The organism is Roseivivax sediminis (assembly GCF_900112685.1).
GTDB lineage: Bacteria > Pseudomonadota > Alphaproteobacteria > Rhodobacterales > Rhodobacteraceae > Roseivivax > Roseivivax sediminis.
In genome coordinates this window covers 227,170-254,104 of sequence record NZ_FOMS01000003.1, presented here as the reverse complement: position 1 = coordinate 254,104, position 26,935 = coordinate 227,170, and the positions used below count along the sequence as shown (strand labels likewise).

Annotated in this window: 26 protein-coding genes; 13 read left to right on the top strand and 13 right to left on the bottom strand. The window is 67.6% G+C overall.

Annotated elements, in window-relative coordinates; translation table 11 throughout:
* From F3H57_RS06825 to F3H57_RS06810, 4 genes are read right to left on the bottom strand one after another with little or no spacing between them, the layout of a single operon-like run.
* Positions 1-1,011 (bottom strand): zinc-binding alcohol dehydrogenase family protein, encoded by a 1,011-nt coding sequence (locus F3H57_RS06825; RefSeq protein ID WP_223162993.1) that lies wholly within the window; start codon positions 1,009-1,011, stop codon positions 1-3.
* Positions 1,008-1,781: an ATP-binding cassette domain-containing protein gene (locus F3H57_RS06820; RefSeq protein ID WP_149755249.1), complete on the bottom strand. Its 774-nt coding sequence runs from the start codon at positions 1,779-1,781 to the stop codon at positions 1,008-1,010. Before F3H57_RS06820 ends, F3H57_RS06825 begins: the two co-directional genes overlap by 4 nt.
* 59 nt (positions 1,782-1,840) lie before the next feature.
* Positions 1,841-2,779: an ABC transporter substrate-binding protein gene (locus F3H57_RS06815; protein ID WP_149755139.1), complete on the bottom strand. Its 939-nt coding sequence runs from the start codon at positions 2,777-2,779 to the stop codon at positions 1,841-1,843.
* 47 nt (positions 2,780-2,826) lie between these two features.
* Positions 2,827-3,855 (bottom strand): ABC transporter permease, encoded by a 1,029-nt coding sequence (locus F3H57_RS06810; RefSeq protein ID WP_149755138.1) that lies wholly within the window; start codon positions 3,853-3,855, stop codon positions 2,827-2,829.
* Positions 3,856-3,993: 138 nt separating this feature from the next.
* Here F3H57_RS06810 and F3H57_RS06805 point away from each other — a divergent pair, with 138 nt between their 5' ends.
* Positions 3,994-4,896 (top strand): GntR family transcriptional regulator, encoded by a 903-nt coding sequence (locus F3H57_RS06805; protein ID WP_149755137.1) that lies wholly within the window; start codon positions 3,994-3,996, stop codon positions 4,894-4,896.
* Here F3H57_RS06805 and F3H57_RS06800 read toward each other — a convergent pair.
* The gene (locus F3H57_RS06800) at positions 4,888-5,850 is read right to left on the bottom strand and encodes an aldo/keto reductase (RefSeq protein WP_149755136.1); all 963 of its coding nucleotides are present in this window, start codon (positions 5,848-5,850) and stop codon (positions 4,888-4,890) included. The genes F3H57_RS06805 and F3H57_RS06800 overlap by 9 nt on opposite strands.
* Positions 5,851-5,974: 124 nt before the next feature.
* Between F3H57_RS06800 and F3H57_RS06795 the strand changes: the two genes are divergently transcribed.
* The 4 genes from F3H57_RS06795 (at position 5,975) to F3H57_RS06780 (ending at position 9,650) form a co-directional block, all read left to right on the top strand.
* The gene (locus F3H57_RS06795) at positions 5,975-6,802 is read left to right on the top strand and encodes an amidohydrolase family protein (RefSeq protein ID WP_149755135.1); all 828 of its coding nucleotides are present in this window, start codon (positions 5,975-5,977) and stop codon (positions 6,800-6,802) included.
* A gap of 24 nt (positions 6,803-6,826) precedes the next feature.
* Positions 6,827-7,156 carry an L-rhamnose mutarotase gene (locus F3H57_RS06790; protein WP_149755134.1) on the top strand — a complete coding sequence of 110 codons (330 nt, stop codon included), beginning with the start codon at positions 6,827-6,829 and terminating at the stop codon, positions 7,154-7,156.
* A 72-nt stretch (positions 7,157-7,228) separates the two neighbouring features.
* On the top strand, positions 7,229-8,479 hold the full coding sequence (locus F3H57_RS06785; RefSeq protein ID WP_149755133.1) for an AGE family epimerase/isomerase: 1,251 nt from the start codon (positions 7,229-7,231) through the stop codon (positions 8,477-8,479).
* 28 nt (positions 8,480-8,507) lie between these two features.
* Positions 8,508-9,650: a fumarylacetoacetate hydrolase family protein gene (locus F3H57_RS06780; protein WP_149755132.1), complete on the top strand. Its 1,143-nt coding sequence runs from the start codon at positions 8,508-8,510 to the stop codon at positions 9,648-9,650.
* A 7-nt stretch (positions 9,651-9,657) separates the two neighbouring features.
* Here the strand turns inward: F3H57_RS06780 and guaD are convergent, their stop codons facing one another.
* The 5 genes from guaD to xdhA are packed head-to-tail and all read right to left on the bottom strand — an operon-like array spanning position 9,658 to position 17,355.
* Positions 9,658-11,007, bottom strand: a complete 1,350-nt coding sequence (gene guaD / locus F3H57_RS06775; protein WP_394349822.1) for a guanine deaminase — start codon at positions 11,005-11,007, stop codon at positions 9,658-9,660.
* Positions 11,008-11,057: 50 nt separating this feature from the next.
* The gene (locus F3H57_RS06770) at positions 11,058-12,632 is read right to left on the bottom strand and encodes a permease family protein (RefSeq protein ID WP_149755131.1); all 1,575 of its coding nucleotides are present in this window, start codon (positions 12,630-12,632) and stop codon (positions 11,058-11,060) included.
* A gap of 53 nt (positions 12,633-12,685) precedes the next feature.
* Complete coding sequence (gene xdhC / locus F3H57_RS06765) at positions 12,686-13,561, bottom strand: xanthine dehydrogenase accessory protein XdhC (protein ID WP_149755130.1); 876 nt, start codon at positions 13,559-13,561, stop codon at positions 12,686-12,688.
* Positions 13,558-15,888: a xanthine dehydrogenase molybdopterin binding subunit gene (gene xdhB, locus F3H57_RS06760; RefSeq protein WP_149755129.1), complete on the bottom strand. Its 2,331-nt coding sequence runs from the start codon at positions 15,886-15,888 to the stop codon at positions 13,558-13,560. Before xdhB ends, xdhC begins: the two co-directional genes overlap by 4 nt.
* 12 nt (positions 15,889-15,900) lie before the next feature.
* Positions 15,901-17,355 carry a xanthine dehydrogenase small subunit gene (gene xdhA / locus F3H57_RS06755; protein WP_149755128.1) on the bottom strand — a complete coding sequence of 485 codons (1,455 nt, stop codon included), beginning with the start codon at positions 17,353-17,355 and terminating at the stop codon, positions 15,901-15,903.
* A gap of 143 nt (positions 17,356-17,498) precedes the next feature.
* Here xdhA and F3H57_RS06750 point away from each other — a divergent pair, with 143 nt between their 5' ends.
* Positions 17,499-18,404: a LysR family transcriptional regulator gene (locus F3H57_RS06750; protein ID WP_149755127.1), complete on the top strand. Its 906-nt coding sequence runs from the start codon at positions 17,499-17,501 to the stop codon at positions 18,402-18,404.
* A gap of 331 nt (positions 18,405-18,735) precedes the next feature.
* Here the strand turns inward: F3H57_RS06750 and F3H57_RS06745 are convergent, their stop codons facing one another.
* Positions 18,736-19,557, bottom strand: a complete 822-nt coding sequence (locus F3H57_RS06745; RefSeq protein WP_188129619.1) for a universal stress protein — start codon at positions 19,555-19,557, stop codon at positions 18,736-18,738.
* A 182-nt stretch (positions 19,558-19,739) separates the two neighbouring features.
* The gene (locus F3H57_RS06740; protein ID WP_149755125.1) at positions 19,740-20,615 is read right to left on the bottom strand and encodes a universal stress protein; all 876 of its coding nucleotides are present in this window, start codon (positions 20,613-20,615) and stop codon (positions 19,740-19,742) included.
* Positions 20,616-20,752: 137 nt separating this feature from the next.
* Between F3H57_RS06740 and F3H57_RS06735 the strand changes: the two genes are divergently transcribed.
* The 7 genes from F3H57_RS06735 (at position 20,753) to F3H57_RS06720 (ending at position 26,075) form a co-directional block, all read left to right on the top strand.
* Positions 20,753-20,998, top strand: coding sequence for a helix-turn-helix domain-containing protein (locus F3H57_RS06735; RefSeq protein ID WP_149755124.1), 246 nt, complete (start codon positions 20,753-20,755; stop codon positions 20,996-20,998).
* The gene (locus tag F3H57_RS06730) at positions 20,995-22,722 is read left to right on the top strand and encodes a cation:proton antiporter (protein ID WP_149755123.1); all 1,728 of its coding nucleotides are present in this window, start codon (positions 20,995-20,997) and stop codon (positions 22,720-22,722) included. Before F3H57_RS06735 ends, F3H57_RS06730 begins: the two co-directional genes overlap by 4 nt.
* Positions 22,723-22,869: 147 nt before the next feature.
* Positions 22,870-23,028, top strand: a complete 159-nt coding sequence (locus F3H57_RS22115; protein WP_188129618.1) for a hypothetical protein — start codon at positions 22,870-22,872, stop codon at positions 23,026-23,028.
* Positions 23,029-23,068: 40 nt separating this feature from the next.
* Positions 23,069-23,200 carry a cation-transporting P-type ATPase gene (locus tag F3H57_RS22955; protein ID WP_223162992.1) on the top strand — a complete coding sequence of 44 codons (132 nt, stop codon included), beginning with the start codon at positions 23,069-23,071 and terminating at the stop codon, positions 23,198-23,200.
* A gap of 211 nt (positions 23,201-23,411) precedes the next feature.
* Positions 23,412-23,795 (top strand): hypothetical protein, encoded by a 384-nt coding sequence (locus tag F3H57_RS22490; protein ID WP_223162991.1) that lies wholly within the window; start codon positions 23,412-23,414, stop codon positions 23,793-23,795.
* A 27-nt stretch (positions 23,796-23,822) separates the two neighbouring features.
* Positions 23,823-24,362 (top strand): alpha/beta fold hydrolase, encoded by a 540-nt coding sequence (locus F3H57_RS22485; protein WP_223162990.1) that lies wholly within the window; start codon positions 23,823-23,825, stop codon positions 24,360-24,362.
* Positions 24,363-25,211: 849 nt separating this feature from the next.
* Positions 25,212-26,075, top strand: coding sequence for a bifunctional allantoicase/(S)-ureidoglycine aminohydrolase (locus F3H57_RS06720; protein WP_149755122.1), 864 nt, complete (start codon positions 25,212-25,214; stop codon positions 26,073-26,075).
* Here F3H57_RS06720 and bhcR read toward each other — a convergent pair.
* Positions 26,056-26,901, bottom strand: coding sequence for an HTH-type transcriptional regulator BhcR (gene bhcR, locus F3H57_RS06715; protein ID WP_149755121.1), 846 nt, complete (start codon positions 26,899-26,901; stop codon positions 26,056-26,058). The genes F3H57_RS06720 and bhcR overlap by 20 nt on opposite strands.
* Positions 26,902-26,935: the final 34 nt, after the last annotated feature.

Genomic DNA, 26,935 nt, shown 5'->3' with positions numbered 1-26,935 from the left:
TCAGGGTGTGACGATGATCTTGACGATGGCGTCGCGGTTCTCCGCCAATCCGGGGAACCTGCCCGGCAGTTCGGTCAGCGGCAAGGTCTCTGTCGCGATCGCCTCCGTGGGGATGGCGCCGTCGCGGATCGCCGCCATCACCCGGTCGAAATCGGATCGAAGGGCGTTGCGGCTGCCGACGATGCGCGCCTCGCGCTTGTGGAACTCGGCATCGGAAAAGGTGATGTCGTCCTTGACCACGCTGACGAAGACCGCGGTGCCGCCATGGGCCAGAAGCGGCAGGCCCGCCTCCATCGCGGTCGCGTTGCCGGTGGCGTCGAAGACGACGTCGAAGCCCTCGGCCAGATCGCCTGTCAGCACGTCCCCCCCCGGCGCGTGGTGACGGTCGAAGCCGAACAGCCGCTCCGCCGCCGCCAACCGTTCGGGGCTGAGGTCCATCAGGTGCACCTCCGCCCCCGCGATCCGGGCGAAGAGCGCGGTGCCAAGCCCGATGGGCCCTGCCCCGGTCACCAGCACGGCATCCCCCGGCCCGGTGCCCGAGCGCGCGACCGCGTGGGCGCCGATGGCGAGGAACTCCACCATCGCGGCCTGCTCCGCGCTCAGGCCCTCGGCGGGATAAAGGTTGCCCTCCGGCACCGCGATGCGGGCACACATGCCGCCGTCGCGATGCACACCGAGGACGGAGATCGACGCGCAGCAATTGGGTTTGCCGCGCCGGCAGGCCCGGCAGGTGCCGCAGGAGATATAGGGGTTCACCACCACCAGCTGCCCCGCATCGGGGCCGGAGGCGATGTGCCCCGACAATTCGTGCCCGATCACGCGCGGGTAGTCGAGGAACGGGTGCTTGCCCTCGAAGATGTGGTAATCCGTCCCGCAGATACCGATGGCGGCGATGTCCACCAGCACGTGCCCCTCGGGCGCCGTCTCCGGCAGGGGCCGCGTCTCCACCCGGAAGGTGCCCGGCGCCACGCAGACACCGCATTCCATGGTATCGGTCGCGCCATCCTTCATTGCGCCGGCTCCAGATTGCGGGCGGACCAGTCGGCCGGCAGCTCGCCCTTGATGATGAGGCTGAGGATGTCGTCCTTGGTGACCTCTTCGATGGCGTGCGAGCCGACGAGCCGGCCCTTGTTCATCACCACCACCCGGTCGCACAGGTCGAACACGTCGTGCATGTCGTGGCTCACGAGGAAGATGCCGATCCCCTCGGCCCGCAGCTTGCGGATGAGGTCGGCGACCATCTTGGTCTCCGACGGGCCAAGCGCCGCGGTCGGCTCGTCCATGATCAGGATCTTCGTGTCGAAATAGATCGCGCGGGCGATGGCGATCACCTGGCGCTGCCCGCCCGACAGGCTCGAGACCGGATCGCGCAGGTTCTTGAAGTTGGGGTTGAGCCGGGCCAGCGTCTCTTTCGCCGCGCGGTACATCGCGCCGTCGTCGAGATTGCCGAACCGGGTCTTGAGCTCCCGCCCGAGGAACAGGTTCGCCGGCGCGTCAAGATGATCGGCCAGCGCGAGCGTCTGGTAGATCGGCTCGATCCCCACCGCGCGGGCGTCGTTCGGCTCGTCGAAACTCACCGCCTCGCCGTTGACGCGGATCTCTCCGCCACTGGGCTTCATCGCCCCGGCGAGGATCTTCATCAGGCAGGACTTGCCCGCGCCGTTGTGACCCAGCAGCCCGACAACCTCGCCCGGATAGAGGTCGACCGACACGTGCTCCACCGCGCGCACGCCGCCGAAATGCTTCTCGATGTCGATCATCTCGACCAGGGGCGTTCGCATCATCGCTTGCCTTCCTTCGCTGAACGCGGGGGCCGGCGCACCGGCCCCCGGGACACGGATCAGTAGAGGACGTTCTGCGCCTCGTCCGAGTCGATGTTGTCCTGATCGACCATCACGACACCGGTGTTGATGAAGTCATCGACCGTCTCGCCGCTCAGGATGTCGATCACGGTGTTCACCCCCGTCTCGCCCATCGCGAAGGAGCCCTGCACCGCGATCGCGTTCAGCACGCCGTCGCGGACGAAATTCTGCAGGTCCTCGTTGCCGTCGAAGCCCAGCGCGACGAGCTGCCCGGCCTTGCCCGCCTGCACGATCGCCCGGCCCATGCCGACGGCGGTCGGCTCGTTCGCGCCGAAGATGCCGACGAGGTCGGGATTGGCCGACAGCACGTCCGTCGTCTGGTTGAGCGCGGTCGCCATCTGGCTCTGCGAATAATACGGGCCGACGACCTCCAGCTCGGAGTTTTCGGCCAGGTAGTCCTGGAAGCAGCCGACGCGCCCGATCTCCGACCCGACGCCCGCGACATAGGACATGATCGCGACCTTGCCCTCGGTGCCGGCCTCCTCGATCATGCGCTCGGCGACCTGTTCGCCGGCGGCGCAGTTGTCGGTCGACAGGAAGGCCTGGTAGTACTCCTCCGCCCCGTCGGCGAGCATGCTGTCGACGATCACCACCGGAATGGCGGATTCGTAGGCGCGCTTGACCACCGGCACCAGCGCCTCGGGGTCGGACGGCGCCAGCACGATGCCCGCGACGCCGCGGTTGATGGCGTTCTCGACAAGGTTCACCTCGTCGGCGATGGCGCTTTCGGCGGCGGGTCCGTCAAAGCTCATGGTATGCTCGGACTGGCCCTCGATGGCGGCCTGCGCGCCCTTGTTCACGTTCTGCCAGAAATTGGAGTTCGTGGTCTTCACGATCACCGCGATCTCGCCCGCCTGCACCATGCCCGCGCTGAGGGCGAGCGCCGAGGCGGCAATCCCGTATTTCAGAAATGTCATTTGTCTTCCTCCCTTGAACACGTGGGTTCACGTTCACGCCCCGGCCTTCACGGCCGGTTGCGCATCTGGTCGATCCACACCGCGCCGATGACGACGAGGCCGATCACGATCTGCTGGATGAAGGCGGAGACCCCCGCCATGTTGAGCCCGTTGCGCAGGATGCCGATGATGAACGCGCCGATCATCGTGCCCGAGATGGAGCCCACCCCGCCCGACAGTGACGCGCCGCCGATCACCGCCGCGGCGATGGCGTCAAGTTCGTACATCACCCCTTCGGAGGGCTGCGCCGTCACCAGCCGCGACATCAGCACGTTGCCCGCAAGACCGGCGAGCGCGCCCGACATGGTGTAGGCATAGAGCTTCGTGCGATCCACGCGCACACCCGACAGGCGCGCGGCCTCCTGGTTCGATCCGGTGGCGTAGATGTGCCGGCCGATCTGGCGGCGGCGCAACAGGTAGGCCGCGCCGATGGCCACGATCAGAAGCAGGATCGCCGGATAGGGAATGCCGGGGAAGATCACGTTGGGAAAGCCGTTCTCGCGCATCTCCACCACCCGGAAAAGCGCACCGTTGCCAAGCGTGCCGAACGCGTCCCCGAGCCCCGAGATCGGCGTCGCCCCCGTCAGTTGCAGTGCCAGCCCGCGCGCGATCAGCATCATGCCCAGTGTCGCCACGAAGGGCGGAATCCGCATCCGCGTGATGACGAAGCCGTTGAAGGCGCCGCAGGCCGCGCCCGCCGCGACGCCCAGCGTCATCGCCGGCACCACCGGCAGCCCGGCCTTGACCGCAAAGCCCGACACCACGCCAGACAGCGCCAGCACCGATCCAACCGACAGGTCGATACCGCCGGTGATGATGACCATGGTCATGCCGATCCCCAGAAGCCCGATCACCGCCGTCTGCAGCAGGATCGTCAGCCCGTTGTTGACCGAGAAGAAGGCGGGACTGGCCAGCGAGAAGCCGATCACCAGCAGGAAAAGCGTCAGCACCGCCGAAAGCTTCTGCAGGGCGGCGAACCCCGCACTTCCCGGAAAGGACGGGCCGAGCCCCTCCGCGGGCTTGCTCGTATCTGACATGGCGCATCCTCCCTGACCGTCTGCGCTTTATTATTAAAAACTGTTACGAACGCGCTTGCGGACGGTCAACAGTTTTTTTTAATTTGAAACAGACATCGCGCCCCCTCCAGAGGCGCGAGGGGAAGGAAAGGCAGCGCATTGGCCCGAAGCGACACGCGATACAGGCAGGCCTACAACCGCCTTCTGGACTTCTGCGGCACCCTGCCCGTCGGCGCCTCCGTCCCCGCCGAGACCGAACTGGGCGAGATCGCCAATGTCAGCCGCACGGTGATCCGCCGCTGCCTCTCCCGCCTCGAAGAACGCAAGGTCATCTCGTGGGACGGGCGCGAGAAGCGGCTGCTGCGCCGGCCCACAGACGCCGACCGGGTGGAGCTTGCCGACAGCCGCGTATCGACCGCCGACCTCGAACAGCGCTTCCTCGACTGGGTGCTGCGCTTCGACGTGCCGGCGGACACGCCGCTATCGGTGGCCGAGCTGTCGCGCACCTTCGGCGTGCCGCAGCACGAGCTGAAGGAATTCCTCGCCGGGCTCAGCCGCTTCGGCCTCGTGGCGCGGCGGCGGCAGGGGGGCTGGATGCTGCGCGGCTTCACCCGCGACTTCGCGGTGGAGCTGTCGGATTTCCGCGCGGTGCTCGAGCTGAACGCCGTCGAACAGGCCGCCGAGGCCCCCGTCGATCACCCGATCTGGCCCCGGCTGGAAGCGCTCCGGGCCGAGCATCTCGACCTCGCGGCCCGGATCGACAGCGACTTTCACGCCTTCTCCAAGCTCGACGAGACCTTTCACAAGACGATCAACTCGGTCGTCCGCAACCGCTTCATCGAGGAATTCCAGAAGGTCATCTCGCTGATCTTCCACTACCACTACCTGTGGGACAAGACCGAGGAGAAGGACCGCAACGCCGCCGCCATCGCCGAGCATCTGGCCATCATCGACGCGCTCGAGGCGCGCGATGCAGACGCGGCGCGCGAGGCCGCGCGCCGCCATCTCAGGACCTCCAAGACGACGCTGCTGTCGTCCCTGCGCCACCACGAGCTAGGCTAGCGCGGCGCGCGCCTCTCCGGGGATTTCCTCAGCCAAAGCAGACAGGTTACGGGTCAGGCTCGACGCTTTGGCGGTGCCCAGCAGCACCGAGGCCGCCGCCGGATGGTCCCGCGCGAAGTGCAGCGCGGCGGTCGGCAGCTTCAGCCCGTGCGCCTCGGCGCGCGATTGCAGCTCCGCCACGCGGGCGCGCACGTCCTCGGGCGCGGGTCCGTAATCGTAGGTCGCGCCCTCGACCGGCCCGGTCGCGAGGATGCCGGAGTTGAACACCCCGCCGAGCACCAGGCTCGTGCCCTCCGACAGGCAGCGCGGCACCAGTTCGGCCTCTGCCGAGCGGTCCAGCAGCGTCAGCCGCCCGGCCAGCAGGATCGCGTCGATGGCCCCGTGGTCCATAACGTCGAGGCACACCTGGCATTCGTTCACACCCAGCCCGAAGGCGCCGATCCGCCCCTCTTCCTTCAGCCGCACGAGCCGCTCGTAGCCCGAGCCGAAGAACGCCTCCATGTGACCGGCATTGTCCGCGCCGTGGGTGTATTCGCCGATGTCATGGACATAGACGATGTCCGCGCGCGTCGCGCCGACCCGCTCGAAGCTCTGCTCCAGGCTCTCTTCGATGCCGTCGCCTGAGTAGTCGTAGCGCACATCGTTCTGCGCCGGCTGGACGTAGCCGTCGGCCTCTTCGATGGGCGCGGCGGCTGGCGACAGGACGCGCCCGACCTTGGTCGACAGCGCGTAGCCCGTCCGCCCCGACAGGAACCGGCCGAGCCGCGCCTCGGACAGCCCGCGCCCGTAATGCGGCGCGGTGTCGAAATAGCGGATGCCGGCGTCCCAGGCGGCCTGAAGCACCGCCTGCGCGTCCGCCTCGTCCACCGCGCGATAAAGGTTGCCGATGCTCGCGCAGCCGAAGGCGACCTCTGTCACTTCGACGCCGGTGCGGCCGATCGTGCGCGTTTTCATGCGGCCCCTCCCTGCGATGCGCGGGCACGCTCCGCCCGCCGGATCGGTGTGGTTGACATGCGTTCGACCCTCTCCCTACAGTTCACTATCATAAAGAACACATCCACCTGAGAGGGGGCAAGCAGTGATCATCGACGCGCATCAGCACTTCTGGCGCATCTCGCGCGGCGACTATTCGTGGATGAACGACAGCGTCGCCGAAATCCGCCGGGACATCCTGCCCGCCGACCTTGCGCCGCTGACCGAGGCTGCGGGTGTCGGCGGCACCATCCTCGTGCAGGCCGCGCCGACCACCGACGAGACGCTGTTCATGCTGGGCCTCGCCGAGGAAACCCCGCTGGTGAAGGGCGTCGTCGGCTGGATCGACCTCGAAGGCGACGTGGACGCACAGCTTGAGCGCATCGCCCACCCGGCCTTGCGCGGCATCCGCCCCATGCTCCAGGATATCGAAGAGACCGAATGGGTCCTGCGCCCCGCGGTGCTGGACGGCCTGCGCAAACTTGCCGCCGCGGGCCTCCGCATGGACGCCCTCATCACCCCACGGCACCTGCCGGTCATCGACCGGCTCGCGCGCGAGATCCCCGATCTTCCACTGGTGATCGACCATTGCGCCAAGCCGGTTTTCGACGGCACCGATCCCGGGGGCGACTGGCGGCAGGGCATGACCGCGCTCGCCGCGCATGGCCAGATCGCCTGCAAGCTGTCGGGCCTTGCCAACGAATACGGCCCCGGCTGGTCGGCGGACACGTTGCGCCCGGTCTTCGAGCATGTCGTCGGCACCTTCGGCACGGGCCGGGTGATGTGGGGCAGCGACTGGCCGGTGCTGGAGCTTGCAGGCGATTACGCCGGCTGGCTCGCCGCCGCGCAGACGCTGGCCGAGCCGCTTTCGGGGCCCGAACGCACCGCGCTCTTCGGCGGCGCCGCCGCCCGGTTCTACGGCCTCGGCGCCTGACACCCTAGAAAGGACAGCAAAAACATGCAGCGCATGGGCCTCGTCATCGGCATCGACCCCGAGTCCATCCCAGAATACAAGCGCCTCCACGCCGCGGCGTGGGATGGCGTTCTGAACCGGCTGCGCGCCTCCAATATCACCAATTACTCGATCTTCCTGCGCGAGCCGGAGAACCTCCTTTTCTCCTACTGGGAATATCTCGGGAGCGATTTCGAGGCCGACAGCGCCGCCATCGCCGCCGATCCCGTCACGCGGGAATGGTGGGCGATTTGCGGGCCGATGCAGCGCCCGCTCGACAGCCGGGCGGAGGGCGAATGGTGGGCGCCGATGGAAGAGGTGTTCCATCTGCCCTGACCGCCCCCCTGTGCATTGCGCCGGGGACGGGCTACGTCACGGCCATCGCTCCCGATCCGAAGGAGGTCCCGCATGACCGACCTGCCGCTCGGCACGACCGACAATTCCGTTTCCTGGCTGCGCGACCGGGCGCACCGGGCCTGGCTCGCCGCCGATGCCGAACGCCAACTGGCGTTATTCGACCAGAGCCTGCGCGCGGATGGCGGCTTCGACGCGCTCGACACCGACGGCTCCCCCCTGCCCCGGAACGGGCAGGAGCTGCACACGACCGCGCGACTCGTCCATTCCTACGCGCTCGGCCAGGCCTTCGGCCACGACGAGGCGGACCGGATGATCGACGCCGGCATGTCCGCGCTGCGCACCTGGCACCGCGACGACGCCCACGGCGGCTATGTCTGGTGGGCCGATGCGGAGGGGCCGCGCGACGGCCCGAAACTCGCCTACGGCCACGTGTTCGTGCTGCTGGCGGCCTCGAGCGCGAAGGCCGCCGATCACCCCGATGCCGACGCGCTTCTGGCAGACATCGCCGAAGTGCTCGACACCCGCTTTTGGGACGACGCGCGCGGCCTCCTTTGCGAGGAATACTCCCGCGACTGGTCCTCTCTGTCGGACTACCGCGGCATGAACGCCAACATGCACGGGGTGGAGGCGATGCTCGCCGCCCATATCGCGACGGGAGAGCGCTGCTGGCTCGACCGCGCCGGCCGCATCCTCAGCTTCTTCACCGAGGAAATCGCCCCGGATCACGACTGGCGCCTGCCGGAACACTACGATGCCGACTGGCAGGTCGACCCGGACTATTCGGGCGATCCGATGTTCCGCCCCGCCGGCACCACGCCGGGCCACAGCCTCGAACTCGGCCGGCTGATCCTCGAGCACTGGGACCTTGAGGGCCGCCCCGACAACGGCGCGCCGGACCGGGCGCGCAAGCTGATCGAGACCGCGCTCTGGGACGGCTGGCGCACCGATGGCGGGATGGTCTACACCCTGCATCTGGGCGGCAACGACGTGGCGATCGCCGACCGCTACTGGTGGCCCGTGACCGAAGGCATCGGCGCGCTCGCCGCGCTGATCAAGCTCGGCGACGGAACGACGGACGAGCTCTGGTATCGCCGCCTCTGGCGTTTTGCCGAGAGCTGCTTCGTCGATCCCGTCCACGGCGGCTGGCACCCGGAGATCGACGCGACATGCCAGCCCGTCGCGCACCAGTTCGCGGGCAAGCCCGACATCTACCACGCGCTGCAGGCCACGCTGTTTCCGCTGACGACGGGCCTGTCGCGCCATCATCAAGAGATCGGCCGCGGCGCCGCGGCGGCGGAATGACGGCACGGGGCCGAAAAAAGGAGCAGACATGGATTTGATCGACGCGCCCGAGGGGCTCTGGCTGGGCCGCTGCTGGCGGCCGGATGTTGCGGGGCCCGCCGTGGTCACGCTGCGGGACGGCACCCTGACCGACATCACCAGCGCCACGGCACCCACGGTAAGCGACGTGCTCGACCTGCCGGACCCGGCCGCGCATGTACGCGGCGCCCCGGGCGAGGCGCTCGGCCCGCTGGACGAGATCGCAGCCAATCCCTGCGATCGGCGGAACCTGCACCTTCTGGCCCCCTGCGATCTGCAGGCGGTCAAGGCGGCCGGCGTCACCTTCGCGCGCTCCATGGTGGAACGTGTGATCGAGGAACAGGCCGCCGGCGATCCGACCCGCGCCGAAGCCGTCCGCGCCCGCATCGGCGCGGCGATCGGCGACAGCCTGCGCGATCTGCGCGCCGGATCGCCCGAGGCGGCAGAGGTCAAGCGCGCGCTCCAGGCCGAGGGACTCTGGTCGCAATACCTGGAGGTCGGCATCGGCCCGGATGCGGAGGTCTTCTCCAAGTGCCCCCCGATGGCCTCTGTCGGGCCGGGCGCCGATATCGGTCTCCTGCCCGTCTCCACCTGGAACAACCCCGAGCCCGAGATCGTGCTCGCAGTCTCGTCGGCCGGCCGCATCCTCGGCGCGACGCTCGGCAACGACGTGAACCTGCGCGACCTAGAAGGGCGCTCGGCGCTCCTGCTCAGCAAGGCCAAGGACAACAACGCCTCCAGCGCCATCGGCCCGATGATCCGGTTGTTCGACGACGGATGGGGCCTCGACGACGTGCGCCGGGCCGAGCTGACGCTGCTGGTGGAAGGGGAGGACGGCTACACCCTCACCGGCCATTCCTCCATGTCCGAGATAAGCCGCGATCCCGAGGATCTTGTCGCCCAGACCCTCGGGCGGCACCACCAGTATCCCGACGGCGTGGTGCTCTATCTCGGCACGCTCTTCGCCCCGACGGAGGATCGCGACGTCCCCGGCGAAGGCTTCACCCACAAGCAGGGCGACGTGGTGACGATCTCCGCGCCCGGCCTCGGCGCACTGCGCAACGTCGTGCGCCTGTCGACCGAAGCGCCGGAATGGACCTTCGGAACCCGCGCGCTGATGAAGAACCTCGCCGCGCGCGGGCTGCTGTCCTGAGAGCGTCTCAGGCCGGTTGCAGGGCGCGGGTCTCGTCCCGGCCCTGCGCCGCCGCACGGTCAAGCTGCGCCGCACCGGCGACGTAGACCTCTGCGACCGCACGGTCGTCGCCGAGGATCTGCAGCGCGAAGAGCTCTTCCGCCAACGTCTCCGCCCGCGACACGCGCAAGGCCATCGCCGGCGTCGCGGTGGAATCGAGCACGACGAGATCCGCCTCGCTCCCGGGCGCCAGCGTGCCGATCCGGTCCGAGAGGCCCAGCACCTCGGCATTGCCGCGGGTGATCCAGTCGAACGCGGCGAGCGGGTGCAGCGCCTGGCCCCGAAGCTGCAGGATCTTGTACGCCTCCGCCAGCGTCGCCAGCATCGAATAGCTCGTGCCCGCGCCGACATCCGTGGCGATCCCCGGCACGATCCCGCACCCCCGCAGCCCCGCGTCATCGAAGAGCCCGCTGCCCAGAAAGAGGTTCGAGGTCGGGCAGAAAACCGGCTTGGCCCTCCGCTCGGCCATCGCGCCGATCTCGCGCGGCTCCAGGTGGATCGCGTGACCCAGCAAAGTATTCTCCCGCACGAGCCCGTAGCGTTCGTAAACGCCAAGGTAATCGGGCGCCTCGGGAAACAGCGCGCGGGTCGCTTCGATCTCGCCGTGATTCTCCGACAGGTGCGTCTGGATCGGGCAGTCCGGGAACTCCGCCGCCAGCGCCCCCGCCGCCTCCAGCTGCGCCGGCGTCGAGGTCAGCGCGAAGCGCGGCGAGATGGCATAGCCGACCCGACCCGTCCCGTGCCAGCGCTCGATCAGCGCGCGGCTCTCGTCGTAGCCCCGCTGCGCGGTGTCGGTCAGACCCTCCGGCGCGTTCCGGTCCATCATCACCTTGCCGCCGAGCATCCGCATGTTGCGCCGCGCGGCTTCCGCGAAATACGCCTCGGCCGAGCCGGGATGGACCGAGCAGAAGGCGACTGCCGTGGTCGTGCCGTGCGACAGCAGCAGATCGTGGAACGCCCGCGCCATCGCCGCCGCGTGCTCGGAATCGTCGTATCGCAGCTCGGCCGGAAACGTGTAGCTGTTCAGCCAGTCGAGCAGCTGCGCGCCCCAGGACGCGATCATCTCGATCTGCGGGAAATGGATATGCGTGTCGACGAAGCCCGGCAGGATCAGGTGCGGCCGGTGGTCGGTGACAGGGGCGGCCGGCGCCCCGGCGCGCACCTCGTCCCATGTCCCGCAGGCAGAGATGTGCCCGCCCGCCAGCGCCAGCGCGCCGTCCTCGAGATAGGTATAGGCGCCGGTATCCTCGGGGCCCTCGGGCCGGTGCCGGAAGCTCAGGATGCGGCCTCGGATGATCTGGTCGGTCGGGGTCATCATGTCTCTTGCCTCGGGGTTGGCGCGGGGGCAGACATCCCCCGCGCGTTTGCTCACTCGCCGGGTTGCAGGCCGGCCGGCTCGGCCTCGCGCCCGCGCGTCTCGTCGCGGTGCAGGACCGGGTAGATCGCCAGGAACGCCGCCGCCATCAGGTAGCCCAGCGCCACCGGCGTCGGCGTCGGCCATTGCAGGCTGGCGGCATGGATCACTCCGAAGGCCGACATCACCGAGGCGGCGAAGGCAAAGCCCGCCGCGGCGCGGAACCGCCCGTCGATCACGTCGGCGACGATCGCACCCCAGATCAGGCCTGTCAGGATCGCCCCCTGGCTCAGCAGCAGATGCCCCTGGTAATGCGCGCCCTGCGTCAGCAGCTCCGCCGTCAGGCCGGCATCGCCCAGCGCCGGCAGACCCTCCACCCCGCTCGCCCCCAGCGCGGCCATCATCGAGTTCCACTTGGTGACGAGGAAGCTCGAGATATGCGGCATCATCGCGATGGTCACGGCGGCGATATGCGCCGGCTTCACCGATTGCGCGGTGTTGGTGATGAGGCTGAGCGCCACGAATACGAGCACCGGCGCGGCCGCCGCCGCCGGGATCAGCCCGTTGAGGAAGGCCAGGAGCCCGGTGAAGGCCGCCAGCGGGATGACGGTGCCCATGCCGATCACGTAGCCCGCATGCGCCCCCATCCGCTTGTAGGCCGGATGGCCGATATAGGCGGTCGTCGGGAAGGGCGAGCCGAAGAGCGCGCCGATCATCGTCCCCGCCCCGTCCGTCACCTGGCAGAGCCCCACCGGGTAGCTGTCGCCCACGGCCTCGGCGCTCTCCACGTTGTTCATGGTCTCGATGAAGTTGTAGATCTGCACCGGCACCAGCACGAGGAACAACTCGGGATTGGCAAAGAGGTGCTGAATGCCGGCAACGAGGTCGCCGAGATACGGCATCGGCAGGTAGAGGCCCACGTTCGACGTGTCGATCTCCGCCTTGCCGAGCGCCAGCGCGACCGCCGTGCCCGCGACCAGCGCCAGAAGGCCCGCCGGCACGTTGCCCGGCAACCGGAAGCGCCCAACGAGGCCCCAGAGGATGATGATCATCGAGGCGAAACCGACATACGGGTCCTCGAAAACCGTGGCGAGCGGCACCGTCCCGATGAACACCAGCGCGATACCGCAGAGCGTGCCGAGCATCCCCGCTCGCGGCGTCACGCGCTTCAGCCACGGACCCACCAGCGCGCCCAGCCCGGCGACGATGCCGCCGATGAAGCCCGCGCCGATACCGACCTGCCAGGCCAGCACCGGATCCTCGGTCGCCCAGTAGATCGGTCCGATCACCCCGAAGAGGTAGACGAACATCACCGGCGTCGAGATGCCGTAGGGCAGCGCCGTCACGTCGCGGCCCGTGTGCTCGGCGGTGCGGCGGGCTAGCCAGACATAGACCGCGACGCCGGCGATGATCGCCACCGCCGCGCCCGGCAGGATGCGGCCGAAAACGATCTCGCCCGGCATGCCGAAGACGAAACGGCAGATCCCCGACAACACGATCAGGTTGACGAGGTTGTCTGTGAAGAGCGCCCAGAAGGCGCTGAAGTCGCTGCGTGAAAACAGCCGGTAGGTGTAGTGTCCCGTCTCCATGTCGGGGTTCCTCCCTTGGGTGACGGCGCGTGCGGTCCCTTCCCGGCGGCGTCTCAGCCGCGCGGGCCCTCCCGGACCTCAGCGCCTTGCGTGTCCATGCGGGCGCATGGGGTGTGGGCGCGCGGCGCGCGGGCCGCGTCGTGGGTGGTGAGCGCCGTCATCACCTCGGCTGTGACGCAGGCGGCAATGATCTCGGGGCGCTTGTCGCGGCTGGGGCCGGCGGCGATCGGACAGGTCAGCCTTGTCGTATCCGCGGCCGCGCCGTGATCGCGCACGAAGCGATCCAGCTTCGCGCGCTTGGTCTTCGATCCGATCAGGCCCACATAGGCGGCATCCCCGCGCGCCAGCGCCGCGTCGGTCACCAGGAAATCGAGCCCGTGGTCGTGCGTGGCAACGATGAAGGCAGCGCCGGGCGCGGCGGTCGCGACGTCGGCCTCGGGGATCGCGGCAAGGCGGGTTTCCACGCGCGCGGCGCAGCGGCCCAACTCCTCGCCGCGCGGGTCGATCAGCACCGCGCGAACCGGCATGTGCTGCATGAGGTCCGCGAGGGCCCGGCCGACATGACCCGCGCCGAAGATCAGCACCTCGGGCAGCGCGGCCTCGGCGGCGCCGGCCCGCTCCAGCGCCGCACGGCGGTCCGTCCGGCCCATCCGGGCCAGCGTCACCTCCACGCGCCCGCCGCAGCACTGGCCGATCTCGGGGCCGAGCGGCAGGTCCATGACCTCGCGCAGGGTGCCCTCGGTCAGCATCTCGCGCGCCCGCGCGACGGCCATGTATTCCAGCCGACCGCCGCCGATGGTGCCGTGCATCCCCTCCGCGGCGACGAACATCTCCGCCCCCGCCTCGCGCGGGGACGAGCCGCGCACGCGGCTCAGCGCCACGCGGATCACCGCGCCGTGCCGGTCGAGAAAGGCGCCGAGGCCGGTCATACCGCCCCCCGCTGCAGCCGGTCGACCGCCATCAGCACGCGCTCCGGCGTCGCCGGGGTGTCGAGGCGCGGGCAGGTGCGGTAGTCGTCCACGCTCGCCACCGCCATAGACAGCGCCTCCAGCACCGAGATTCCGAGCATGAAGGGCGGCTCGCCCACCGCCTTCGACCGCTTGATGGTGCGCTCGGCATTGGCGTTCCAGCTCACCAGATCGACGTTGAAGACGCGCGGCGCATCCGAGGCGAGCGGGATCTTGTAGGTCGACGGCGCGTGCGTCCGGAGGCGCCCCTTTTCATCCCACCACAGCTCCTCGGTGGTGAGCCAGCCCATCCCTTGGATGAACGCGCCCTCCACCTGCCCGCGATCAATATCAGGGTTCAGCGACCGGCCCACGTCGTGCAGAAGATCCGCGCGCAGCACCCGGTATTCGCCGGTCAGCGTGTCGATCTCCACCTCCGAGCACGCCGCGCCGTAGGCGTAGTAGTAGAACGGCCGCCCGGTGCCGCTGGAGCGATCCCAGTGGATGTCGGGCGTCTTGTAGAACCCCGCCGCCGACAGCTGCACCCGCGCCATGTAGGCCGATTTCACGAATTCGGCGAAGGGGATCACCTCTTCGCCGACCGCCACGGCGTTCGGCAGGAACCGCACCGCGTCCGCCGCAACGCCGCGGCTCTCGCAGGCGAAGGCGACGAGCCGCGCCTTGATCTGCTCGGCCGCGTCAAGCGCCGCCATACCGTTGAGGTCCGACCCCGAGGACGCCGCCGTGGCCGAGGTGTTCGGCACCTTCTCGGTCGTCGTGGCGGTGATGCGGATGGTGTCGATATCCACCTGGAAGGCATCCGCCACCACCTGCGCGACCTTGGTGTTGAGGCCCTGCCCCATCTCCGTGCCGCCGTGGTTCAGGTGGATCGACCCGTCGTTATAGACATGAATCAGCGCGCCGGCCTGGTTGAAATGCGTCGCGGTGAAGGAGATGCCGAACTTCACCGGCGTCAGCGCGATACCGCGCCGGATCACCGGGCTGTCGCGGTTGAACGCCTCGATCTGCTTCCGGCGCGCGCGGTACTCCGACCGCTCTTCCAGCTCTTCCACCAGCCGCAGGATCACGTTGTCGGTGACCTGCTGATGGTACGGCGTCAGGTCGCGCCCCTCGCGATAGAAGTTGGCCTTGCGGATATCGAGCGGGTCGCGCCCCAGCGCATAGGCGATCTCCTCGATCATGCGCTCGGCGGCAACGACGCCCTGCGGGCCGCCGAAGCCCCGGAAGGCGGTATTCGACACCGTGTTGGTCTTCATCGGCCGGCTTTGCAGCCGCACATGGGGATAGAAATAGGCGTTGTCGGCATGGAACAGCGCGCGGTCGGTGACCGGCCCAGACAGGTCCGCCGAAAAGCCGCAGCGCGCCGCGAAACTGCCCTCGACCGCCGCGATCACGCCCGCCTCGTCGAAGGCCACGTCGTAATCGACGACGAAATCGTGCCGCTTGCCGGTCGCGGTCATGTCCTGGTCGCGATCGGGGCGGATCTTCACCGGCCGGTCGAGCTTTTTCGCCGCCAGCGCCGCCACCGCCGCGAACAGGTTCATCTGGCTTTCCTTGCCGCCGAACCCCCCGCCCATGCGCCGCACCTGGACGTTGACCGCGTTCGACGGCACCCCGAGCACATGAGCGACCATGTGCTGCGCCTCGCTCGGATGCTGGGTGGAACAATGAACGGTAACCGTCTCGTCCTCCCCCGGCACCGCGAAGGAGATCTGCCCCTCGAGGTACATGTGATCCTGCCCACCGATCCTCACCTTGCCGGCGATCCGGTGAGGGGCCCCGTCGCGCCCGGTCTCCACCTCGCCGCGCGCCAGCGTCAACGGCGCCGTCACATGCGGATAGCCGGCCGCGATCGCCGCCTCGGGGTCGAGCGCATGGGCGAGCGGCGCCACCTCCACCTCCGCCTTCGCGGCGGCGCGGCGGGCAAAGTCGCGGCTTTCGGCCACCACGGCGAAGAGCGGCTGACCGTGGTACTCGATCAGATCCGCGGGAAAGACCGGGTCGTCGCGCTTGCCCGTCGGGCTCACGTCGTTCTCTCCGGGGATGTCGTCCGCTGTCAGCACCGCGACGACGCCCGGCGCCGCGCGCACCGCCGCGAGATCCATCGACAGGATGCGCCCGTGCGCGATGTTCGACACCCCGAGATAGGCGTGCAGCGTGCCCACGGGCTCGGGGATGTCGTCGGTATAGCTCGCCCGGCCGGTGACGTGGTTCGCCGCGCTGTCATGGGCGAGCCCGGTGTGGACGGCGCCGCGGATCGGCGCGCGGATGGTCTTCATGTCGGTCATCGTTCCCTCCCTTCAGGCGCTGAGCCGCACGCGGGCCACGCCCGCATGTTCGAGATGGAAGCGGCGGAGTAGATTCTGCGCCGCAAGCCGCCGGTACTCCGCCGAGGCACGCCAGTCGGTGAGCGGGTCGTAATCGCCCGCCAGCGCCCGCGCCGCCGCCTCGAAGGCGGCCTCCCCGAAGGGCTGGCCGATCAGCGCGGCCTCGGCCGCTTGCGCCCGGCGCGGCGTCGCCGCCATGCCGCCGAAGGCGATGCGGGCCGAGGCGATCACCCCGTCGCGGACCGTTACGCTGATCCCGGCGGCGAGCGCGGAAATGTCCTCGTCGCGCCGCTTGGACACCTTGTAGGCGGCGTCGATCTGCCCCGCTTCGGGGCGCGGCACGCGGACCCCTTCCACGAACTCTCCCGGCGCGCGGTCCTGCTCTCCGTAGTCGATGAAGAAATCCCGGAGCGGGATCGTCCGACGCGCCGCTCCGCGCCGCAGCGTCACCGTGGCGCCCAGCGCGATCAGCACACAGGGCGTGTCCCCGATCGGCGAGCCGTTGGCGATGTTGCCGCCGATCGTGCCCATGTTGCGCACCTGCCAACCGGCGATGCGCCGCCAATAGGGCGCCAGATGCGGGAAATGCTCCGCGATCACCGGCTCCAGCCCGGAATAACTGACTCCGGCGCCGATCTCCACGGCGTCCTCGGTGATCTCGACGCGCTTCAGCCCGTCCAGATGGCCGATGAACACCCCGTGGCTGATGGGCCGCAGGAACTTCGTCACCCACAGCCCGACATCCGTCGCCCCCGCGACCACAGTCGCCCCGGGCGCCTCCGCCAGCACGTCGGCGAGGTCGTCCACGTCCGCCGGCAGGATCGCGCGGTTGCCCTCAGGCCCGCTCACGACCCGCCGGCCGTCGCGCATGGCGCGCAGCCGCTCGACGATCCGGGTCCGCTCGGTCGCGATCGGATCGTTCTGGGGCGTGCCGTAGGACTGGATCGCCTGCGCCGCGCGCAGGATCGGCGCGTAGCCGGTGCAGCGGCAAAGGTTGCCCTGAAGCGCAGTTTCCACCTCCTCGGCCGTCGGGCGCGGCGACTGCATCCAGAGCGCGTAGAGCGACATGACGATGCCCGGCGTGCAGAACCCGCACTGGCTGCCGTGATGATCCACCATCGCCTGCTGAACCGGGTGAAGTGCCCCGCCGCGCGGCGACAGGTGCTCCACCGTCACCACGTGGCAACCGTCGAGCGTGGCCAGGAAGCGGATGCAGGCGTTCACCGTCTCGTAGCGCAGCGCGCCGTCCTGAAGCCGGCCCACCAGCACCGTGCAGGCGCCGCAATCGCCCTCGGCGCAACCCTCCTTGGTCCCGGTCAGGCGCCGCGCAAGGCGCAAGTGATCGAGCAGCGTGTCGGACGCGCCGACCCCGTCGAGCGTCATCTCCTGATCGTTCAGCAGGAAACGGATGGCTGTGCGATGCTCCATGGCTCTCCCCATCGCGTTGTGATCTGCCAGCCACCCTAGCGGCGAACGACCCCTTCCGATAACAGCGCCAGTCGGCAAATACTTTCAACGGGACGTTGATAATCCCGCCGGTCCCTGCTCTCTTCTGCACAGGAGGATCGCCGATGCCGTATGTCGAAAGCCTGCGCGTCTTCGCCCGCGTGGTGGAGCTTGGTAGCATCACCTCGGGCGGCCGCGACCTGCGGCTGACCCCGGCGGTGGCCAGCAAGCGGATCAAGGAGCTCGAACAGAAACTCGGCGTGCGGCTCTTCAACCGTACCACGCGCTCGCTCACCCCGACGGAGGTCGGGCGCGTGTTCTACGAGGAAACCAAGGCGGTGCTCGACCGGCTCGACCGGGCCGAGGCGGCGGTGGCGAATTTCTCGAACGCGCCGCGCGGCGCGATCCGGGTGACCGCGCCCCTCGGCATCGGGCGGCGCCTGATCGGCCCCATGGTGCCGGACTTCACCGACGCCTACCCGCAGACCGAGGTGCGCATGCGCCTGTCGGACCGGCGCGTCGACATCCTGGGCGAGGAACTGGACGTCGCCTTCTTCCTCGGCAATCCACGCGATTCGACGCTGACCATGCGCAAGATCGCGGATTGCCCCCGCGTGCTGGTCGCCGCGCCCTCCTACCTCGCCGCGCACGGCACGCCGCACGCGCCGGACGACCTGCTCTCCAGCCGGCACAATTGCCTCCTCCTGCGCTACCCGCGCTCGCCCGAGTACTTCTGGGTGCTGGACACGCCGGAGGGACCGCGCAAGCTGGAGGTGTCGGGACGCTTCGACGCCGACGACGGCGACATCCTCACCGACTGGGCGCTCTCCGGCCACGGCATCGCCATGAAGCCCCGTTTCGACGTCGCCGCCCACCTCGCCAGCGGCGCGCTGGTGGAGGTGCTGCCCGACACGCCCCCGCCCCCCGCGCTCTTCGGTTGCCTCTACCCGCACCGGCGGCTGCAGGACACCAAGGTGCGGCTCTTCATCGACTTCGCGGTGGAGGCGGCGCGCAAGCGGCTCTCTCCCTGACCTGGTCCTGCCCGCCTTGGTCGACAGCACCCTTCGTGTGCGCCCTTCCCGTGCGATGCCGCGGCCCGCGTCGGGCTGTCCGTACCGACACGATCTCTCGGTGCGACGGTCGCAAGCGTCCGCAGTGCGGGACCTTTCGGTCGTTAGAAGTTCTTCCAATGCCAGTGCAGAATGTTTGATGGCGCGTTCGCGGCTACGGCATCCCACGTTCTGCGTGGCAGCGCGGATCGCCGAACCGGTCGTTCAAGACAGGACCAACAACAGAAATACATTCCGACCATTCCCGCACTCAGGCGCAATGACGCCGCGGCAGGACCGTCCGGGCCATATATCAAGCTCTGACGACCAAGACGTCGCAGAACTGCCAGCGGATGATCGCCTCGGTGAAGCTCCCCAGCGAGCCTTGCATGAATCCGGAACGCCCATGCGCGCCGATCGCAACCAAATCCGGCTTCACCTCGTATCTCATCTCTCGAAAGGCTTCGGGCAACGATTTCGGGATGACAACAGGACGAGCTATCTCTTCGGGGAGTTCCCGCTCCTGCCACCAAGCCGAAAGCTGATTCTCGGCTTCCTTTGTCAACGATCGGATTTCATCGGAATCGCTCGCTCCCCCGAACCAGCCCGGCGCGGGGACATTCACGGCATGGAACGTCGTAAATTTTGCAGACGCAGCGATGAGGTTGGCCAACCTCAACGCGGCTTCGCTTGCCGGAGAGAAATCGACCCCTGCCAAAACACGCGAATATGCTGCTGTTACAGGATTGGGTACGAGGAGAACCGGCAGGCGGCTTGCATGCACGAGTCTCTCCATTGTTGTTCCGTAGATGAGGTCCCAGAGCGGGCGATGACGGTGTGTGCCGAGCACGAGCATGTCAGCATCGACCCGGGACGCGATGGCCATAATGGCGGCGACCGGCTCTCCAACCTCCACAACGATTTCGGCATCGTCATGCCCAAGAGATCTACATGCCTGGGTCAAGCCTTCAGCGGTCTCACGCTTTAACGTGTCGACCATCTTTGGCGGCAAGTCATCATCCACGATTGAGCAGATTATTAGCGATGCAGAGTGGTTCCGCACCAGCTGAGCAGCCCGCACGAGCGCATGGTGCGAGCGGTCGGAAAGGTCGGAACACACAAGAATCTTTCGCATCGCTTGTTTCTCCTGTTTGGAAGTGTCGTTTGCGCCGAGCACCGGACCGATATGGCGTCCTCCTCCAGGCATTTGCGAGGCAACGCCCTCCGGTCTGCGGCTATGGCACATACGTCAGAGCGCTTGCCCGCCCCACATTATTGACGCCGCCAATCGGTGTGCCTCACATGGCCGCAAGGCGGTTAGGTGGCCATTCCAGCTGTAGATTCTGGCGGAATCGCGAGTATATCCCGATCAGCGGCACGGAGTACGGCCTCTGCCACGCTGCCAAGGAAGAATTTCGCAAGGCCGCTTCTACCGAGTGTTCCGACAACAACGAGATCAGCCGCTTCCTCTCTCGCGAGGGTCAAGATCTCCTCTGCCGGCGCATGCAATCCGCGACGGACGTATTGGCGCTCCGAGCTAGAGCCGAGTGTCTTCACGAAGCCTGCGAGATCACTTTCGGCCTCCTTCCGCATCTCTTCGAGATAAGCCTCTCGGTCGTCCACCGGCACGGTATGGCTCATGGCCAGACGTTCGCCGGGCGTCTGGTAGACATGTCCGAAGGACGTGAGCGCCGTGCCGGTTATGCCCAACGCGATAAAACTCTTGGCCATCTTCATCGCTGCATCGGACAGGTCCGTCGCGACCAGAACGTGACGATAGCTCCCCATCGGCGGCGCATTTACCATGAGTACCGGGCAGCTGACGGATCGGATCGTTCGTTCCGCCGTCGTTCCCACGAAAACATCCCGTAGTGTTTGCCGTCGATGCGGCCCAAGAACGAGAAGGTCCGGGCGTTCCTCCTCGGCGACCTGCGCGATCCCGACAAATGGATCGGCAATTTCAACACGGGTCTCGCACGAAACGCCATCGACGCTTCGCATTGTCCCCTGCAATTCCCCCAGGAGGGCCGCCGCCACCTTACGCTCGCTGTTGATGACCCGAGACGGTTGATCATCGTCGACGACATTGAGGATCAATACCGAGGCGCCAGACCGATGGGCGAGCAGTGTCGCACGCCGAAGCGCACGGTCCGATCTTTCGGAGAAATCGGTGGCCAGCATGATCCGCTTCATGTCGTTCCCTTCTTCGCCAGCAGGCGATCGCGTACCTGATACAAGCATAGAACAAACATCTTCGACTTGATCTGTATCAAGTGAACTGAGGCGATTTCCGGTATTCTGCACCAAACCAAGCTGAACGATCATTCACGATGGCGCGCGAGCAATACCAAACAGTCAAGGAGATCGCCGATCGACTTATGGTCAGCGAGGCTACTGTCCGCGGCTGGATCAAAACCGGTGAGCTACGTGCGATCACCATAGGTAAGGGCTGGCGGGTGGCCGATAGCGACCTGAGCCGCTTCTTGTGCCGTCATGAAACTCGTACGCGAGCGTCAGTACCGGAGGCCAGCGCGTCCCGTAAGAAGGATGACCTCGACGAAGAGCACGGGGAATGATCGAAACCTTGCTTCATTCGCCGTTCGCGGAGATCGCCACGCTGCTTGTCATGGCCGCTGTATTCGGTCTGTTCGGCGTTCTGTTGCGACAGCCTCTGATTGTCAGCTTCATCGTGGTCGGGCTATTCGCCGGACCGTCGGCGCTGGACGTCGTGCGCTCGGATGCCCAGATCGCTCTGCTGTCGGAACTCGGGATCGCCGTGCTGCTGTTTCTTGTCGGCATCAAGCTGGACGTGAAACTGATCCGATCGCTGGGTGTGGTCTCTGTAATCACCGGGCTCGGTCAGGTCGCGTTCACCGCGTTCTTCGGCTATCTCATCGGCCTCAGCCTCGGGCTTGAGCACGTCACCAGCATCTATGTCACGGTGGCGCTGACGTTTTCCTCCACGATCATCATCGTCAAGCTCCTATCAGACAAGCGCGAGATCGACGCGCTACATGGCCAAATCGCCCTGGGGTTTCTGATCGTGCAGGATCTCGTAGTGGTGCTGGCGATGATCGTTCTGTCCGCCATCGGCATTGGCGCGCCCGATCATGGCGGCCGGGGGGGTGGCTCAATCGTTACGGTGCTGGCGTCGGGCGTCGCGATGGTCGCGGCGGTGGTCCTCTTCGTACGCTATCTCGCTACTCCGCTGACCGAGCGGTTAGCCCGCGCACCCGAGCTTCTGGTGATATTCGCGATCGCACTGGCCTCGATGTTCGCCGCCATCGGCGATGTCGTCGGTCTGGGCAAGGAGGTGGGAGGCCTGATGGCGGGTGTGGCGCTCGCCTCGACCCCCTACCGCGAAACCATCGCCGCCCGGCTGGCGCCGCTGCGCGATTTCCTCCTCCTGTTCTTTTTCATCGCGCTTGGTGCGACGCTGGACCTGTCGCTTCTGGGCACACATGTGATCGGCGCCGTGGTCTTCTCGCTCTTCGTACTGGTCGGGAACCCGCTGATCGTACTCGCGATCATGGGCTCAATGGGTTACCGCAAGCGCACCTCGTTTCTGGCCGGGCTCACGGTGGCGCAGATCAGTGAGTTTTCCTTGATCTTTGTCGCCATGGGCGTGTCGCTGGGGCATGTGACCGACGATGCGCTCGGGCTCGTCGCGATGGTCGGCCTCGTGACCATCGCGGCCTCGACCTACATGATCACCTACTCGCAACGGCTGTATGTGCTCTTCGAGCCGCTGCTCGGCGTTTTCGAGCGTAAGGGTACGCCGCGGGAGCCCTCCGAAGCCGGCGCGCACGCGGCGAGCGGCTACAAGGTCATCCTCTTCGGCCTGGGTCGCTTCGGGACCGCCGTCGGCCTGCGGCTGAAGAAACGGGGGATCCCTGTACTTGGCGTAGATTTCAACCCGGAGGCAGTACGGCGCTGGCGCGCTCTCGGGCTCGACGCGGATTTCGGTGATGCGAGTGATCCGGAACTCGTGGCCGAGCTGCCGTTTCGAGGAGCGGAGTGGATGGTGTCGACCGTGCCGATTCATCCCACCGGCCTGAGCCACGAGGACACCCGCAGAACGCTGATCCAGCTGGTGCGCGCCGCTGGGTTCACGGGCCAGATCGCGACGGCCTCGCACAGCGTGGGCGACACCGAGGTAATGCTCGGCGCGGGCGCCGATCTGGTGCTTGAGCCGTTCCAGGATGCCGCCGACCGCGCGGTGGAGCTGCTCTGCGGCGCCGCCGGAGAAGAACGCACCGAGTTCCCCGAGATTGCGGCCGAAGGCCGGGCGACATGGTGAACCGATCAACCACGTGATAACCGGAGGACGAACCCAACGAACCGACTTGCAGGCAAGACCGCCATCGTGACCGGAGGCGCCGTCGGCATCGGCCGCGCCTGCGTGCAGCGGATGGCCGAGTAGGGCGCGAAGGTCGCCATCCTCGACATGCTGGAGACCGAGGGCCGAGACCTGGCTGCCGAGCCGACGACCGCAGGGCACAAGGCTGCCTTCTGGGCGGTGGATGTCAGGGGCGAGGCGAAGTTCGTCACCGGTGCTGAGATTGTCATCGACGGCGGCTATACGGCGCGTATGACATGCGCCTGACCGACGCCCATGCAAGACCAGCCGACGATGCCTTGCCGCGTTGAACCCAACGGCTGCCGGACTGACAACGGACAAAGCTGCGCGCCGGCTGGCGGACCACGGAGCCAATCGGCTGCCCGGCAAACGCGCGGTCTGCTGCTGCGCTTCGCGCGACAGGTCCACAACCTGCTGATCCACGTCCTTATCGGCGCGGCTTGCGGGTGCTGGCGCTGGCCGAAGGACCCCAGAGCGGCGATCACATCGACCGGCCTGGACCGGACGGCGGCCTCGATTTCCTCGGTCTCGTCCTTCCCGCCGAAACCATATGACAAGCGCTTCACCCATCGCGGCTGTCGGACCTTTCCGTTCCAGCTCTGGCAACAGGGTTCCTCCGTACATGATTGGTGGATCATGCCACCGAACCGACGCGAGGCCTGCGGCCCGAGGATGCCGACCGCACGCGCTTCCTGGCCCGTCAGACGCTCGACGTGCTGTCGCCGTCGAACTCTCCACTACTCAATCCCGAGATCATCGAAGAGACCGTAAGGATCTTGGGCCGCAACCTGACCGGGCAAGCGGCGCATTTCGCCCATGACGCGCTGAAGACGATGACCGGCCAGCGCGATCCGGCACCCGAAGGCTATCGGATCGGCGAGGATCCGGCTTGCACGCCAGGACAGGTGATCTTCCGCAACGACCTGATGGAACTGATCCAGTACGCGCCCCAGACACCGCAGGTGCAGACGCGGCCGATCCTGATCGCTCCAGCCTGCATCATGAAACATTAGGTTCTCGACCTCTCGCCCGAAAACGCGATGGTGCGCTACCTGGCCGGCCAAGGCTTCACCGTCTTCATGATCTCCTGGTCGAACCTGACCGCCGAGCAGCGCGACCCGTCGTTGGAGGACTACCGGAGACGCGGAGTGATGGCGGCGCTGGATGCCGTGCAGGCCATCGTGCCCGATGTGCCGATCCACGCCGTCGGCTCTTGCCTCGGAGGCACCATCCTCGCCATCGTGGCCTCCACCATGGCGCGTGACGGCGACCGGAGGCTGGCCTCAGTCATGTTGATGGCGGCGCAGGTGGATTTCGCCGAGGCGTGCGAGCTGCTGCTGTTCCTCGACGAGAGCCAGGTCGCCTTTCTCGAGGATCTGATGTGGGAACAAGGCTATCTCGACCGCCCGCAGATGGCGCGTGCCTTCGCCACCAACCGAGCCGAGGACCTGATCTGGACCCGCGCCGTCCGGCGATACTTCCTCGGCCGCCAGGATGTGCCCACCGACCTCGGCGTCTGGCTGTCGGACACCACTCGAATGGGTAGTGTCCGACCATGGGCGACCCGAGCCGCGGTTTGACCCCGCTCCGTGCCGCGCCCGGCACATATGTCCTGCAAGACTGGACCCGCACCGTCATCCTTGTCCCAGGATAGGTTTCGGCCGGCTGCGAGATTACGGTTCATCCAAGAACGTCGGCTTGCACATCGGATTTAGCGTGTTCGCAACGTCCCGCAGTCCGGACATCACTCCTCATGCTCTTGCTGCGCTCGGCGCGAATGGCCTGAGCCTTGGCTGCAGTGCCGCGTCGGTTTCGGCCGGAACGCAGCAGCGGTTCTGCCGCGAGCACGCGCAGCGAGAATTTGGCATTTCCGAATGGGCTCCTTGCGGCCCTTCGCCGCGCGCTGCCTGAACGGCGGCTTCGGCGGGGGCGAGCGTCACGCGCTCCGCAAGTGTCAAACCGTCTCACAAGAGAAGCAATCCCGACCTCGCACTGAGATTTCGCCACTCTGTGTGTCAGACGATGTCTTTCCGCTCGAAAGGCAGCTCTTCGTGACCGGCGCCACGTGGGCCGGACGGACAGAGTGCCGCATCCGGCAGCGGCCCGACCAGCCCTTCCGATCACCGAACGAACGGAGGAGACCGGATCATGCAACGGAACGTCCGAACGCCTCGCAGGGCAGGCAACACGGCCTGTTGTCCTCGGGATCGCGCGCGTCGGCGACAGGAAATCGTCGTCGTCGAGCGGCCTGCCCCCGGCGGCCCCTCGTCGGCGCCGCCAGGGTCGAACACCGCCTGTTTCAAACCGTTCCAGCAAGCACGACGCGACTTTCAAGAAAAACCGAACGGACCTGTCGGACCGCGCCGGGTGGCCGATCCGCCCCGCGCGCGCCATACTTGCCCCACGACACGCAAGGAGCCCGCGCCGCCATGACCGCCAAATACTACGCGCCGCACGGCGGCCACCCGGGTCAGGAGACCCTGCTGACCGACCGCGCCGTCTTTACCGACGCCTACGCGGTGATACCCCGCGGCACCATGCGCGACATCGTCACCAGCTTCCTGCCCGGCTGGGAGGGCACGCGCCTGTGGGTCCTCGCCCGCCCCATGACCGGCTTCGCCGAGACCTTTTCGCAATACATCATGGAGGTCGCGCCCGGCGGCGGCTCCGACCGGCCCGAGACCGACCCCGAGGCCGAGGGCGTGCTCTTCGTCGTCGAAGGCACCGCCACCCTGACCGTGAACGGCAAGGCGCACGACATGGTCCCCGGCGGCTACGCCTACCTGCCGCCGTCGGCCGACTGGACCCTGCGCAATCCCGGCGACGCGCCCCTGCGCTTCCACTGGATCCGCAAGGCCTACGAGCCGGTGGAGGGGCTGGACGAGCCCGATCCGCTGGTCCTCAACGAGGCCGACATCGCGCCGACGCCGATGCCCGGAACCGACGGCAAATGGGCCACCACCCGTTTCGTCGACCCCGCTGACCTGCGCCACGACATGCACGTCACCGTCGTCACGTTCGAGCCCGGCGCCGTCATCCCCTTCCTCGAGACGCACGTGATGGAGCACGGGCTCTACGTCCTCGAGGGCAAGGCCGCCTACCGGCTCAACACCGACTGGGTGGAGGTCGAGGCGGGCGATTTCATGTGGCTGCGCGCCTTCTGCCCACAGGCCTGCTATGCCGGGGGGCCGGGGCGCTTCCGCTACCTGCTCTACAAGGACGTGAACCGGCACGCGGCGCTCCGGCCCGGTGCCCTCGCCCGTCCGCGACGCTTCAGTTCCGCGGCGGAGTGACCCCGCCGATCGCCGCCGTCAGGTCATGCGCCGCCGCCAGCACGTGACCGCTCAGCGGCGCCACCTGATCGAGGCCGATCCGGCTCGTCGGGCCCGAAACCGACAGCCCCGCCGTCACCTCGCCGTGCATGTCGAAGATCGGCGCCGCGATGCACCGCATCCCGGCGTTCTTCTCCTCGTTGTCGATGGAATAGCCGCGCGTCCGGATCACGCCGAGGTCCTGCCGCAGCGCCTCCGCATCGGTCAGAGTGTGATCGGTGAACGCGGTCAGGACCGCCACCTTCAGCACGCGCGCGAGCCGATCCTCGTCCATATGCGCGAGCAGCGCCTTGCCGATGCCCGAGGCGTGCATCGGCGATAGCGTGCCCGGCGGAAAGAACGCGCGGATGCTCGCCTCCGTCTCCACCTGGCTCAGAAACAACACCGAGGCGTCCCGCCCCACCCCGAGATTCGCCGTCTCGCCCGTCGCCTCCATCAGCCGCCGCAGCACCGGGCGCGCGCGCTCCACCAGGCTCGTGCGGCGCAGGAAGCGCGCGCCGATGACGAAGGCGCGCGGGCCGATATGCCAAAGCTGCTCCTCGGCATCGAACTCCACCAGCCCCCGCCCCTCCAGCGTCACGAGGATGCGGTAGACCGTCGCCGGCGACTGGCCCATTTCCCCGGCGATGGCGGTCAACGCCTTGCCCTGCGCCTCGCTCAGGAACTCGAACACCTCCATCGCGCGATCGAGCGACTTGATGGTGTTCTGCTCGGTCTTGTCGTCCCAGCCGCGGGGGCGGCCACGGGCGCGCCGCGGGCCGCGCCCGCCATTCTCCGGACTTTCCATAAGACCCCTTCGCGTAGAATTGAAAAACACCCCC

What these genes read in the sequence shown, in the direction of transcription:
- F3H57_RS06810 (WP_149755138.1), bottom strand. Translation starts at nt 3,855, where the DNA reads ATGTCAGATACGAGCAAGCCCGCGGAGGGGCTCGGCCCGTCCTTTCCG.
- xdhC (WP_149755130.1), bottom strand. Translation starts at nt 13,561, where the DNA reads ATGACCGGCCTCGGCGCCTTTCTCGACCGGCACGGCGCGGTGATCCGC.
- F3H57_RS06780 (WP_149755132.1), top strand. Translation starts at nt 8,508, where the DNA reads ATGGATTTGATCGACGCGCCCGAGGGGCTCTGGCTGGGCCGCTGCTGG.
- bhcR (WP_149755121.1), bottom strand. Translation starts at nt 26,901, where the DNA reads ATGGAAAGTCCGGAGAATGGCGGGCGCGGCCCGCGGCGCGCCCGTGGC.
- F3H57_RS22115 (WP_188129618.1), top strand. Translation starts at nt 22,870, where the DNA reads ATGCTGGAGACCGAGGGCCGAGACCTGGCTGCCGAGCCGACGACCGCA.
- F3H57_RS06720 (WP_149755122.1), top strand. Translation starts at nt 25,212, where the DNA reads ATGACCGCCAAATACTACGCGCCGCACGGCGGCCACCCGGGTCAGGAG.
- F3H57_RS06735 (WP_149755124.1), top strand. Translation starts at nt 20,753, where the DNA reads ATGGCGCGCGAGCAATACCAAACAGTCAAGGAGATCGCCGATCGACTT.
- F3H57_RS06820 (WP_149755249.1), bottom strand. Translation starts at nt 1,781, where the DNA reads ATGCGAACGCCCCTGGTCGAGATGATCGACATCGAGAAGCATTTCGGC.
- F3H57_RS06790 (WP_149755134.1), top strand. Translation starts at nt 6,827, where the DNA reads ATGCAGCGCATGGGCCTCGTCATCGGCATCGACCCCGAGTCCATCCCA.
- F3H57_RS06770 (WP_149755131.1), bottom strand. Translation starts at nt 12,632, where the DNA reads ATGGAGACGGGACACTACACCTACCGGCTGTTTTCACGCAGCGACTTC.
- F3H57_RS06745 (WP_188129619.1), bottom strand. Translation starts at nt 19,557, where the DNA reads ATGCGAAAGATTCTTGTGTGTTCCGACCTTTCCGACCGCTCGCACCAT.
- F3H57_RS06825 (WP_223162993.1), bottom strand. Translation starts at nt 1,011, where the DNA reads ATGAAGGATGGCGCGACCGATACCATGGAATGCGGTGTCTGCGTGGCG.
- F3H57_RS06750 (WP_149755127.1), top strand. Translation starts at nt 17,499, where the DNA reads ATGCCGTATGTCGAAAGCCTGCGCGTCTTCGCCCGCGTGGTGGAGCTT.
- F3H57_RS06815 (WP_149755139.1), bottom strand. Translation starts at nt 2,779, where the DNA reads ATGACATTTCTGAAATACGGGATTGCCGCCTCGGCGCTCGCCCTCAGC.
- guaD (WP_394349822.1), bottom strand. Translation starts at nt 11,007, where the DNA reads ATGATGACCCCGACCGACCAGATCATCCGAGGCCGCATCCTGAGCTTC.
- F3H57_RS22485 (WP_223162990.1), top strand. Translation starts at nt 23,823, where the DNA reads ATGGTGCGCTACCTGGCCGGCCAAGGCTTCACCGTCTTCATGATCTCC.
- F3H57_RS06730 (WP_149755123.1), top strand. Translation starts at nt 20,995, where the DNA reads ATGATCGAAACCTTGCTTCATTCGCCGTTCGCGGAGATCGCCACGCTG.
- xdhA (WP_149755128.1), bottom strand. Translation starts at nt 17,355, where the DNA reads ATGGAGCATCGCACAGCCATCCGTTTCCTGCTGAACGATCAGGAGATG.
- F3H57_RS06785 (WP_149755133.1), top strand. Translation starts at nt 7,229, where the DNA reads ATGACCGACCTGCCGCTCGGCACGACCGACAATTCCGTTTCCTGGCTG.
- F3H57_RS06740 (WP_149755125.1), bottom strand. Translation starts at nt 20,615, where the DNA reads ATGAAGCGGATCATGCTGGCCACCGATTTCTCCGAAAGATCGGACCGT.
- F3H57_RS06800 (WP_149755136.1), bottom strand. Translation starts at nt 5,850, where the DNA reads ATGAAAACGCGCACGATCGGCCGCACCGGCGTCGAAGTGACAGAGGTC.
- xdhB (WP_149755129.1), bottom strand. Translation starts at nt 15,888, where the DNA reads ATGACCGACATGAAGACCATCCGCGCGCCGATCCGCGGCGCCGTCCAC.